Annotated in this window: 10 protein-coding genes and 3 pseudogenes; 1 reads left to right on the top strand and 12 read right to left on the bottom strand. The window is 41.6% G+C overall.

Annotation, left to right across the window (positions count from 1 at the left end):
- Positions 1-39: 39 nt before the first annotated feature.
- A pseudogene (locus tag PTUN_RS21460) lies at positions 40-705 on the top strand (IS110 family RNA-guided transposase); the annotation flags it as partial.
- Between the two features lie 34 nt (positions 706-739).
- Here PTUN_RS21460 and PTUN_RS21455 read toward each other — a convergent pair.
- From PTUN_RS21455 to PTUN_RS22495, 12 genes and pseudogenes are all read right to left on the bottom strand, one after another.
- A complete protein-coding gene (locus PTUN_RS21455; RefSeq protein ID WP_009836591.1) occupies positions 740-1216 on the bottom strand; it encodes a GNAT family N-acetyltransferase in 477 nt (158 codons plus the stop codon).
- Positions 1217-1481: 265 nt separating this feature from the next.
- Positions 1482-2060 carry a DJ-1/PfpI family protein gene (locus PTUN_RS21450; RefSeq protein WP_009836592.1) on the bottom strand — a complete coding sequence of 193 codons (579 nt, stop codon included), beginning with the start codon at positions 2058-2060 and terminating at the stop codon, positions 1482-1484.
- A 598-nt stretch (positions 2061-2658) separates the two neighbouring features.
- The gene (locus PTUN_RS22370) at positions 2659-3495 is read right to left on the bottom strand and encodes a reverse transcriptase domain-containing protein (protein WP_009839314.1); all 837 of its coding nucleotides are present in this window, start codon (positions 3493-3495) and stop codon (positions 2659-2661) included.
- A 467-nt stretch (positions 3496-3962) separates the two neighbouring features.
- Positions 3963-4112 carry a hypothetical protein gene (locus tag PTUN_RS22055; protein WP_009836596.1) on the bottom strand — a complete coding sequence of 50 codons (150 nt, stop codon included), beginning with the start codon at positions 4110-4112 and terminating at the stop codon, positions 3963-3965.
- Positions 4113-4256: 144 nt separating this feature from the next.
- A complete protein-coding gene (locus PTUN_RS21440; protein ID WP_009836597.1) occupies positions 4257-4877 on the bottom strand; it encodes a rhomboid family intramembrane serine protease in 621 nt (206 codons plus the stop codon).
- A gap of 118 nt (positions 4878-4995) precedes the next feature.
- A complete protein-coding gene (locus PTUN_RS21435) occupies positions 4996-5448 on the bottom strand; it encodes a hypothetical protein (protein ID WP_009836598.1) in 453 nt (150 codons plus the stop codon).
- A gap of 91 nt (positions 5449-5539) precedes the next feature.
- A complete protein-coding gene (locus tag PTUN_RS21430) occupies positions 5540-5782 on the bottom strand; it encodes a hypothetical protein (protein ID WP_157579369.1) in 243 nt (80 codons plus the stop codon).
- A gap of 77 nt (positions 5783-5859) precedes the next feature.
- Entirely contained in the window at positions 5860-6039 is a 180-nt protein-coding gene (locus PTUN_RS21425; protein WP_009836600.1) for a hypothetical protein, read from the bottom strand.
- 198 nt (positions 6040-6237) lie between these two features.
- Positions 6238-7790 (bottom strand): annotated as a pseudogene (locus tag PTUN_RS22680) (transposase).
- 185 nt (positions 7791-7975) lie between these two features.
- Positions 7976-8935, bottom strand: a complete 960-nt coding sequence (locus PTUN_RS21410) for a DUF4350 domain-containing protein (RefSeq protein ID WP_009836491.1) — start codon at positions 8933-8935, stop codon at positions 7976-7978.
- Between the two features lie 291 nt (positions 8936-9226).
- Complete coding sequence (locus tag PTUN_RS21405) at positions 9227-9748, bottom strand: isochorismatase family protein (RefSeq protein ID WP_009836603.1); 522 nt, start codon at positions 9746-9748, stop codon at positions 9227-9229.
- 207 nt (positions 9749-9955) lie between these two features.
- Positions 9956-11523, bottom strand: a pseudogene (locus PTUN_RS22495) (transposase).
- Between the last annotated feature and the right edge of the window lie 47 nt (positions 11524-11570).

The raw sequence follows: 11570 nt of genomic DNA, 5'->3' as shown, positions 1-11570 counted from the left end.
AAATGAGCAGTAAAAACTAAATTTTAGGTTTTGATTGATCGCGCTAAAACTGACAAGCTAGATGCACAGTTAATCGTCCATTATAGTGAAGCGATTAAACCTCGCCTATCGACACTAAAGCCAGAGATAATGCAGGCTATGAGCAATTTAGTCGCAAGACGAAATCAGCTATTGGTGATGCAAACTATGGAGAAAAACAGGCTTCAAATTCTTCCCAAAGAACTTGCGATGACTATCAAACCTATTCTGACTGTGTTTAAAAATCAGATTGAAAAAATTGAAAATAAAATTCTAACACTCATTGAATCATGCCCTGAATATTCAGCCAAAAACACGATTCTGCAAAGCATGAAAGGCATTGGTAAAATTGCCGCTGCTTCCATCATCAGCAACTTACCTGAGCTTGGCTATATGTCGAATAAAGAAGCCGGTGCATTGGTTGGCGTTGCACCTATGAATCGCGAAAGTGGCCGCTATAAAGGGCTGCGAAAAATTCAGGGTGGTCGACATCAAGTACGCACCGTTTTATACATGGCGATGATGTCAGCCATCCAATCAAACCCTGTTTTTAAATCAACTTATCAGCGATTAGTTGCTGCTGGGAAACCGAAAAAAGTAGCGCTTATTGCGTGTGTCAGGAAGATGATTGTGATCTTAAATTCGATGCTCAGAGACGGGGTAATGTGGGAAGCGCCAAAAGTTTAAAATTAGCTATTGACGCCATAGTTTCTTGTTAGGCCTAGAGTTTTCGCCACATCAATTGCGCATCAGCACCATAACTTTTGCACACTTTTTCTGGCAACGGTTTAAAACCTTGCCTTTGCCAAAACATCTCTGAGTTCTGGACTGAAACCAACCTAATTTCTTTGAAACCCAAACCAGTTGCAATCCCAACCAGATGCTTCATCAGTTTGGAACCAATACCTTGGCAAAATGATGAGCTTGCAATTGCCAAGTCATGAAGAAACAAGATGTCCCCTTCAGTATTTTTAGGTAAGGCGTTAAACAACTTCGGAGGCTGCTCTTTATTCCAAGAGTGCGCTAACAAATAACCCTTTAGTTCTTCACAGTCTCGATAGATAAAGCAGCATTTGGGGGTTCTGCTCCATTTGTCCTTTAACACCTCAAGACTTTCGGGGTCGACAAGCTGATAGACCTCTGATTGTAGTTTTAGTATTTCAGGCCATGCTGCTTCCTTGATTATTTCTATCGACATACTCTGCTCTTAAATACTCTTGGCCTAACGAGGCTGTAGAATTTCTATTTTTATAAATTTAGCCATTTTTTGACCTCCCGTATCGCTTTCTAAGCGACTATCACGTACTAAGCAATGCATTTGAGAACCCTTAAATCACCTAAAAACTTGACAAAATGAGTAATTCTACAACCTCAACGCCCCAATAATGGGCTGATAAAAATTTGCTAAAATGTGAAGCGAAGCGGAACGTAGCCAACTGTTTTAGTTCCGTTTAAAGTGCTTGTTATGTGCATTTTTGCCACTGATATTCCATTTGGTTTGCAGTACTCTCAGCTAAATCTAGGTTAGCAAGCTCTGTTACCAAATGCAGACTCATGTCTATTCCAGCTGAGATTCCACCTGAGGTGATATATTTTCCATCCGAAACCCAACGACGGTCAGTAACAACGTTTAGTGCTGGATAGTCTGCTTTAAGATCCGCAATATCTTCCCAGTGAGTAGTTACCGTTAAACCATTTAACAAATTAGCTTCCGCTAAAATAAAAGCACCAGTGCAAACTGATAGCACCCTTTGAGATTTACTTGCAACCTGTGAAACCCAAGATACTACATTTGAATTTTTCACTTCTTCTGTATGAACGCCACCAACCACAATTAGAATATCAATGTCAGGATGTGAATCAAAAGTAAAATGAGGTTGAACTGGAAACCCTCCTCGTGCTTGGATAATACGACATTCTTCTGCAACCAAGAATATATTCCAGTTATTATCTTCCAATCGCTTTGCAGTACTTAATACTTCAAATGGTCCTGAAAAATCAAGAACCTCTGCATTATCGTATATATATATTCCAATATTCATATTTCGTACACTCCTTGCACAATCGTGGTAGAGCGACCCATTACTGGGCCGACCCCACACAGATCCGGACGTGCGGAATTACCGCATCCGGCTCTTCAGTTATATATTCACGCGTGTAAATCAACACGCTCCTAGTACCAATCTACGTGAATAAATCGCTTACTCACTCTTGGTCGCTCAATTGCATAATACATTAGCATCTTCTTGAAATTACTCCAATTGTAACTGCGTCTGCCACTGCGCCTATTCAGCCATTTGTATAAACTGTGCAACACATAACTGTACAATCTATCAAGGCTGCAGCTGTTGTCTGGCAGGCCAAAGTAATTTCGGTATCCCATCAGTTTGCGTTTCAGTTGCGGCATCCAAGTGTTGAGCTTGTTTGACCGCTTGGCTTTGATGTATTGGTAAAACTCGCTCATGCTGGCGCGGTGCTTTTCCGCCCCTGTTCGCCGCCTGAGTCGAGGTTTTCCCTGTGCATCTTTTGCCCAGTAAAAGGCAAAACCAAGAAACACAAATTGCCGTTTTCGACTCGGGTGAAATCGACTAAATCGTAGCAGTGAGCTTTTCTCCTCTGCCACTTCTAAATTGCTTATGTTTAAATAAAAGTCTTCAGTCGTTTTGGCAGCACCTCGTAAAATCGCTCAGCATCGTTGGCGTACTGGAACGCACACACAAAATCATCGGCGTACCGGATGAGCATCGCGCGGCCACGCATTCGGGGTTTTACTTTCTTTTCAAACCATAAGTCGAGTGCGTAATGCAGGTAGATGTTCGCCAGTACCGGGCTAATGATCCCCCCTTGCGGCGTACCGCTTTTCGGGTATTCAAATACCCCTTCAGGTGATTTTATGCGGGCTTTAAGCCATTGGCTGATTAAACTCAGCATGGCTTTGTCATCAATGCGTTGTTTGAGCATCTTCATCAGCCAGTTGTGATCAAGGTTGTTGAAGAAGCCTTTAATGTCAGCCTCCACAATGTAACCGTATCCTTTAAACTGAAGATTCAACGCTAAACTGTGCACCGCTTGATGGGCGCTTTTATTCGGTCGGTAGCCATAGCTATTGGGCAGAAAATCCGCTTCCCAGATACTTTGCAATATCTGGCTCACGCCTTGTTGCACCAATTTATCATCCACCGTGGGCAAGCCCAGCGGTCTCTGTTTGCCATTTGCTTTGGGAATAAAGACACGTTTGATGTCATTGGCTCGAAAGCGCTTATGCTTCAGGGCATCGCTCAGTCGAGTAATGTTGCCAACAAGTTGCTGCTGATAAGCAGGCATGGTGATGCCATCAATACCAGCGGCTGCTTGTTTATTGAGCTGACCCCAACTTTGATACAGGAAATCTTCCCTTAGTAATCCGTATAAGTTCTGAAACCTGTGTTTGGGGTGGCGCTGTGATTTAAATGTGATCGCGTTTAGTTCGGTTATCATAGTGAGTCCAGCCCTACATTGTCCGGCCTATGTGTCTGCTAAACACGTGATATAACTGCCAGCCCCTTCGCCATGTGATCGGCTTTCCCGTCTCAAACTACTACGAACTGGTCTGACTGCCAAAGGGTCATCGTTGGCCTTGCTTTTGACTTAGCTTCCCTACCGCGTCCTTGCGGAACACCTTTGGCTCTCTCAAGTTCCTGATGCATCTCTTTAAACATGCCACGGCTTAATAACTCCGCTGACTCGCCACAACCTCACTCATTACGGTTGCTTTGCTTGGACTTCAGTGGCGTTACAAACCTCGTCAGTCAGACTGTATTTATCGGAGCGATCTCAGCACTTCAGGGACACGGATCCCCTGTGGCCTACTTAATTCTCTGTGTACGCTTCACCTATCTTGTTCGCTGAAAAAAAAAACAGCTCCGCCATAGGCGCAACACTCGATACGGGTGGTGAGTTAAACCTTACCCGACAGGGACTTGCACCCTGCAAGATGCATCAAGCTTCGCTTGACGCACTAACGAGGCTGTAGAATTTCTATTTTTATAAATTTGGCCATTTTTTTGACCTCCTTTATCGCTTTCTAAGCGACAATCTCGTACTAAGCAATGCATTTGAGACCCCTTAAAGCACCTAAAAACTTGACCAAATGAGTAATTCTACAGCCTCAACGCATTACTAATGGGCTGCCGCAGCGCAGCGTAGGCAGTCCCGTGGAGGCCACGCTGTTTGTGGCCGGAACGAAATTTAGTAACTTGTTAGCTTTGTTCATACTTTGTAACCGCTTCTTTCTTTTCCGATTTATATAAATACCAAACTGCTATAACAGAACCAATAATGAAACTTAATGAATGTCCGGGTTTAGGGTATCCTGCGGTTTTGAGATCTAAATACAGTGCTGGCAAAACAGCAAAGAGGATAGCAGCTAAAAGTATGTATTCCCGCCTAAACTTAACTGTATAAAAAACTAGCGCAAAACCGGCAAAGCCTAATGCGGCTTGCGAAGCACCTGTGCCGGTATTCCAAGGAGGCGATCCAAATTGTGTTGTAAATAGAGTTCCTATAGCTCCCGCAAATAACCAAATGGATAGCGTATATCTGAATCCAATTTTACGTTCCAGAAGAACGCCTAAGAACAATATAGATAAAACGTTATACATCATATGCTTCTGATGGACATGAACAAACTGCGAAGTTATAAATCGCCATATCTCAAACTCTTTGATGCTTTCAACTGTTAGACCGCCATAATCAGCAAGATAAATAATTCGGGATTTACCGAGTATTGAGCCTGATATTTGGTAAGCCACAAAGAAAGAAACGCACACCGTTAAAATACATATAGCAATAGTAAAAAATGGTTTGTAATTAGAATTCATACTTCTTCCTGAAGCTAACGCTCGCCTAACCGGCGAAAAATACTTGGCTAAAATTAGCGACGAAGGAGCTCAAGCCAAGCATTTTGAGTCCTTGGTTTAGGCGCTTGTTATACACAAATTACACTCCGTTGTTAACTTCTCTAGGTGGTGGCGGTGGAGGTATAACCATTTTTGGTTGTTTTGCATCCAACAACTCTCTTAAATTCAACGGTACCCGCTCTCCACACATGACCATACCTTTTTTGTCTTTTGTCGTGGAGTAACTAAGGGTTATGCTTAGAGCATCTAGTTTTTCAGGTTTAACTTGCAAAATAACTGAGTAGTATCCTTTGTACCCAAAAGCTTCTGAGAAATCTAAACTTGCAGCTATAGAGTCTTTAACTCCTAAATAGAATGACGTCAAATAGTACCCTTTAAACATTTCAGGAACAAATACCTGATAACCTATTAGGTTTTCGAAATTATAATCTTGCTCCATTTTAGCGAATGGTTCTATTTCAACTGTTTCATCTTCTCCACAAGCTAACAATGAATTAGCCCATAAAAAGCACAGAGCAAGAATAATTCTCATAACTTTCCTTTGTGTATAACTTCGAAATTTAGCGCGGAAAGCCGCGCAGCGGGTTGACGTCGCAGCCAGCGATTTTTGCTGGCGATAAAATTTACTTGTTAGGCTTTAGCCAACGATACAGCAAAACATTTAAACCAGCCGCTGCTAACAAACCAAACAACGCAACCCACACCAGCAAGCTTGATGCATGATTTCTATCAAAAAAAGTGGATGATGGTTTTTGAGCAGGACCAAATTTTGAAATCAGCACATCCTTCATAAAAGGGCATCGATGAAATTGATAACGATAAGTCGACTCCAACAAGTTAGGCTCTATCGGTTTTCCGAAGAACACTGGAACCGCCTCATTTGTTGACAAATAAACATACTCACCAACTTCACCTTTCCAGACGCCTAACACGCTGTACTTACTTATATTTTCAGCGACTTTTCGATTTCAGGCCCCAGCTCTATAACTATTTCAGCATCCTTGTAGAGACCAGATACATAGCTTGCCTCTGTTCCATTGGAAAAGGCAATCTCACAATAAGTGATAGAGGCAAACACCTTTTGGCTCATAAAAAATGTTGCTAGTAATAAAAGAATCTTCATTGATGCCTAACGAGCCTGTAGATTTACTCGTTTTAAATTTGTTTTTATTAATCAGCAAACCATAACTTAGTTCCTATTCTGATTCAATCGTTTCGTCAGTTTCGAGTGGATATTTTAAACCTATGTTTTAGGTGGTTTTTTTTGCGGTATCTGTGAGGTTTTAGAGGTGTTTTTAAGGGTAAAAAGGGGTTCCCCTGCTTAATGCACTCTGTTTTGCAGCTTTTCTATATTATGAACCAAGCAATACAGTTGCCACTGGGTATTCACTTTCGTTTGACCCCGTAAGGTCAGTTTATTCATGCCTTTATTGACGGTGATATTCCCGAATACAGGCTCAATAGAACCAAGCCTTTTACTGTACTGCCGTCGCCCCTTTGGGCTGTCTATTTTTACTTTCATTTTGTCGATGTAACTGACTTTTTTGCGGGATTCATCATTCTTAAACTGCACTTGCCGTCCTGTTTTTATCGGTGGCTTTCGCATACATTGTTGTTGCAGTGGGCAAATTTTACAGTCTTTTAAGTAACCGCAGAATCGGGTGTATTGTTGATGATGGCTGTTGACATTGATGCCGCTTCGCCACATGTCATTGCCTGCAGGGCAGAGGCAGGTTTGTGTCGTTTCATCATAATGAAAGTCCTCTGAGGTAAATAAGCGAGGCTTGCCATTACGCCTTTTTAGTCGGCGTTTTTCTTGCTCTGTTTCATACGTTTCACTGTCTTTAAACAGCGGGTTTCGTTTTCTAAATTGGTTATCGGCAATGTAAGTATCAAAGCCACTTTGCGCCATAAATTCAAGATTCACTTCACTGTTAAACCCACTGTCTGCGGTGAATTTGATGGCCTGCTCCTTTGACGTTCGGTTTGCGTTGAGTTTATTAAGCTGTTGTTTTAATTGCTCAACGGCTGGCTGTAAGGTTTGTTGCTCTCCCACTGAGCCACACGTTTGTGCTTGCCCTCTTTACCCAAAGAACGTATTTGGTGCTTGTCGTCATTTATTGCTATGCCGTTATAACCTTGGATTGTGCCTTTTGAGGTGGTCATTTTCGCGCTATCAGGGTCGGTAATATTACTTTTAACAGGCTTCCCTTTACTGCCTATTTTTTCCTCATGTGTCGCTAAAAAATCAGTGATTTTCTCTGCGCTTTTATCCAGTTTTTCTTTTTGATTTAAGTCCTGTGTGACCAGCTCTTCACTTAGGCCATCTTGGGCTTGATGGCGTTCAATGATGCGTTTACTTGCGCGTTCTAGTTTTGCTTTTTTACGGCCGAGTTCATCGAACGTACCGCTCCATTCTTTGCTCGCATTTGATTTTAATTTACAGCCATCAATAGCAAACATATTACGGCCAATTAAGCCTTCTTCATCACATATCATCAGCACTTGAGTAAACAGTGGTTCAATCTGTTCGTGCATTTTAGCCACAAAACTCGCTATTGATGTGTAATGCGGCTGAATATCGCCCGACACACTCATGAACAAGATATTGTTCTCACACGCCTTAGCAATCCGGCGGCTACTGATTAAACCATGTGCATAGCCAAGTAAAATTATCTTTAGCATTACTGAAGGCGGATACGCAGCCGCACCTGTTTTATCGTTGTTATACCATGCATCAAACCCCGTTAAATCGAGTTTATTTTCAACAATATAACAAAGGGCATACTCAAAGGTGCCTGGCAGAATTTGCTCTGAAAAATTGATAGGAATGAATTTATTTTGGCAGGATAAGTCAGGCTTATAGTTGGCCATAACACGTTACCATGGGTGAATAATATCTATTAGATCACAGTTACTCGGTGGGTTCAAGGTTAAAAATCGAGCAAAGAAAGAAGTGTAGAATCAGTTCCTAATATAAGTAATTCTACAGCCTCAACGCCGCATTCACCGGCTTGTCCGGTGCAATGCTTTGTTAGTATACTTTTCGACTCGCACTGTTAAATGGCACCTGCAAGCCAACCCATAACATTTAATAGAAACTCTTCATTTTGTTCAGCACCTTTAGACGCTAATCCAAATGTTTTCCCTGTTTTAGTATCTAGTTGAGATGAAAACATCATACCCTCAGCAAATACAGCTATTCGACCTTTACCGACCTCCAGTACAGCACCTTGACTCCAACCTTGCACAGGCACCCTTGCAGTATCAGCATTCACTTGAAAAGGCACATCAGGAACTATAGAAACAGCCCCTTCACCAAGATTTAAAAGTGAAGTAGCCTCAGGCGGAGTTTTGAAAGCTGAGCCGCCAAAGGTTTTAACCTGCTCTATACGATTAGGTTGCATAGTTATTTCTGGCATTTCAGGTGCAGCGGTAGCTGGATAAAAATTTTGCTCTAGCTGCCGGGTTTTAGACGTAATGGGATGTTCAGCGAGCGTCTTGTCCCTAGCGCGAAACATCGCATTACCGACATGACCGTTACTAAATTCAAAGCCAAATTCACGCGCTAAATTTTCAATAACACGGGGAAAAGGTGCATGGTCTGCGATTAATAAAAGCGCTCCACCTTCCAAGACCCACTTTTTAATACTTAAAACTTCTTCATTGTTTAATGCTTCAGTAAAAGGTGGATTCCAGTCTTTTCTATTTCTATCTAACGCATTGGCAATAACCAATAAATCAGCATCATGTAGTGTGGCTAATGAAAAGCGGCTGCTATTCGGCCGAACGGTATAACCATCGCTTTCAAGAACCTGCACAAATGGGCTATATCGTCCACTTGCTGTTAGGAAATTATTGTGTGCTTCATCTACAACTACAACAGGGCTATTGTTTTGAGAAAAAGTTTTGTGGGTATTTTTAGGTATAAAGTTTGGATCAGCTTGTTGAGGGCTATCGGTACAAGCTAACAGCACAGTCAAAAATACCCCAAGAAAACTTAACTTAAAAAATCTCATTTATTATTTCCATATAGTATTACAGCCCGAAACTACAATAAGTATGCTAACGAGGCTGTAGAATAACTCCTACAGCCAAATTCAATTAAAAAACGAGTTCCTGTAACCAATCCTAAGCGCTTTTAAGGCATTAGGTAATGCATTTGGAACCCAGAAAACAGCCTGTTTTTCTTAAAAAAGAGAAATTCTACATCCTCAACGCCTGCCTCATGGGCAAAGTGCAGTTGGCGGCTTTTGTGCGTCTTTTTGCACAAAAAGTGACTACTGTACTTTGTCCTATGCAAGCACTTGTTAGCCCGTGGTCAATGTTTCCGTGGATACTAAAGATATACTGGGATGCTTTGATAACGTAAAGCTATGGTGAGCAATAATTGAAGATGCATCCAAATGAGGTTTGCTATGTGTTGTATGGGCATCATCTACTAAGGTAACTTTATAGCCTCGACTAGCTGCACTAAATGCTGTTCTATCAATACAGAAATCCGTCGAATATCCACAAATAATGACATGTTCAACTTCACTGCCTTCTAAATACTCACCCAGACTAGTACCTTGAAACGAATCTGGAGACTTTTTTCGAATTTTGATACCAGACTCTACAAGTGTCAAACCGGAAAATAGTTGCCAAGAATCACTTCCAGCTTCAAGCATTCCAGGTATTTCATGCTGTATGAAAACCGTTTTAAGTTTGCTTATGTCCGCATAACTTACGAGTTTATTGATATTTCCAACCACGTCTTCAGAGAGGTACGGTGGATTACTTGAACCAAAAATTCCATTCTGTACATCTACAACTAAAAGTGCTGATTTCATACATCCTCCTTGAGGGCTAACGAGCCTGTAGATTTACTCGTTTTTAATTTGTTTTTATTAATCAGCAAACCATAACTTAGTTCCTATTTTGATTCAATCGTTTAGGCTGTTTTGAGGTGAGATTTTAAATCGGGGTTTTAGATGGGTTTTCTTGCGGTTTATGTGGGGGTTTTAAGGCTTTTTAAGTGTAAAAAGGGTTTCCCCTGCTTAATGCATCCTGTTTTGCAGCTTTTCTATATTATGAACCAAGCAATACAGTTGCCACTGGGCATTCACTTTCGTTTGACCACGCAAGGTCAATTTATTCATGCCTTTATTGACGGTGATATTCCGCCTTTTATTTAAAGGAAAGCAGGTTCGATACAGCCGAGTCGTTTGCTATTCCATGAATAAAAAGATGTCGTCGTCCCATTGGGCTGTCTATTTTTACTTTCATTTTGTCGATGTAACTGACTTTTTTGCGGGATTCATCATTCTTAAACTGCACTTGCCGTCCTGTTTTTATCGGTGGCTTTCGCATACATTGTTGTTGCAGTGGGCAGATTTTACAGTCTTTTAAGTAACCGCAGAATCGGGTGTATTGTTGATGATGGCTGTTGACATTGATACCACTTCGCCACATCTCATTGCCTGCGGGGCAGCGGCAGGTTTGGGTTACTTCATCATAGTGGAAGTCATCCGAGGTAAATAACCGCGGCTTACCTTTACTGCGTTTTAATCGGCGCTTTTCTTGCTCTGTTTCGTAGGTTTCGCTCTCTTTAAACAGTGGGTTGCGTTTTCTAAATTGGTTATCGGCTATGTAAGTATCAAAGCCACTTTTCGCCATAAATTCGAGGTTCGCTTCGCTATTAAAGCCACTGTCTGCGGTGAATTTGATGGCGTGTTTGTCTGTTTGTTTTTCAGTTTGGAGTTTATCGAGCTGCTGCTTTAATTGCTTAACAGCGGGTTGCAGTGTTTGTTGCTCGCCCACCGAACCCCACGCTTGTGCTTGCAGGATAATCTGATGTTTATCATCATTAATCGCAATGCCGTTGTAGCCTTGGATGGTGCCTTTTGAGGTGGTCATTTTAGCGCTGTCTGGGTCTGTGATATTACTTTTAACCGGCTTACCTTTACTGCCTGTTTTTTCTTGATGAGTGGCGAGAAATTCAGTGATTTTAGCGGCACTTTTATCGAGTTTTTCTTTTTGCTTTAAGTCCTGAGTTATCAGTTCTTCACTTAGGCCATCTTGCGCTTGATGACGCTCAATAATGCGTTTGCTTGCCCGTTCTAGCTTTGCTTTTTTGCGGCTTAATTCATCGAATGTACCACTCCACTCCTTACTCGCATTCGATTTTAATTTACAGCCATCAATAGCAAACATATTACGGTCAATTAACCCTTCTTCATCACAAATCATCAGCACTTGGGTAAACAGCGGTTCAATTTGCTGGTGCATTTTAGCCACGAAAGCAGCTATCGAGGTGTAATGTGGCTGAACATCGCCCGCTATTTCTTGCAAAAGAGTCTCATGAACAAAATATTGTTTTCATACGCCGACTGCTAATAAAACCATGTGCATAACCGAGTAAAATAATTTTGAGCATCACTGCAGGTGAATACGCCGCAGCACCCGTTTTATCATTGTGATACCACGCATCAAACCCCGACAAATCGAGTTTATTTTCGACAATATAACAAAGGGCATATTCAAATGTGCCAGGCAAAATTTGCTCAGCGAAATTGATTGGAATGAATTTATTTTGGCAGGATAAGTCAGGCTTGTAGTTGGCCATAACAGGTTACCGTGGGTGAATAATATCTATTAGATCACAGACACCCA

The sequence above is a fragment of the Pseudoalteromonas tunicata genome, from assembly GCF_002310815.1.
Lineage (GTDB): Bacteria > Pseudomonadota > Gammaproteobacteria > Enterobacterales > Alteromonadaceae > Pseudoalteromonas > Pseudoalteromonas tunicata.
Note: the sequence above shows the minus strand (reverse complement) of the source record. Positions and strands in the feature narration are given on the sequence as shown.

Excerpts from the sequence above, each read along its gene's own strand:
- PTUN_RS21455 (WP_009836591.1), bottom strand. The coding sequence starts at position 1,216 with ATGTCGATAGAAATAATCAAGGAAGCAGCATGGCCTGAAATACTAAAA.
- PTUN_RS21450 (WP_009836592.1), bottom strand. The coding sequence starts at position 2,060 with ATGAATATTGGAATATATATATACGATAATGCAGAGGTTCTTGATTTT.
- PTUN_RS22370 (WP_009839314.1), bottom strand. The coding sequence starts at position 3,495 with ATGATAACCGAACTAAACGCGATCACATTTAAATCACAGCGCCACCCC.
- PTUN_RS22055 (WP_009836596.1), bottom strand. The coding sequence starts at position 4,112 with ATGCATTGCTTAGTACGAGATTGTCGCTTAGAAAGCGATAAAGGAGGT.
- PTUN_RS21440 (WP_009836597.1), bottom strand. The coding sequence starts at position 4,877 with ATGAATTCTAATTACAAACCATTTTTTACTATTGCTATATGTATTTTA.
- PTUN_RS21435 (WP_009836598.1), bottom strand. The coding sequence starts at position 5,448 with ATGAGAATTATTCTTGCTCTGTGCTTTTTATGGGCTAATTCATTGTTA.
- PTUN_RS21425 (WP_009836600.1), bottom strand. The coding sequence starts at position 6,039 with ATGAAGATTCTTTTATTACTAGCAACATTTTTTATGAGCCAAAAGGTG.
- PTUN_RS21410 (WP_009836491.1), bottom strand. The coding sequence starts at position 8,935 with ATGAGATTTTTTAAGTTAAGTTTTCTTGGGGTATTTTTGACTGTGCTG.
- PTUN_RS21405 (WP_009836603.1), bottom strand. The coding sequence starts at position 9,748 with ATGAAATCAGCACTTTTAGTTGTAGATGTACAGAATGGAATTTTTGGT.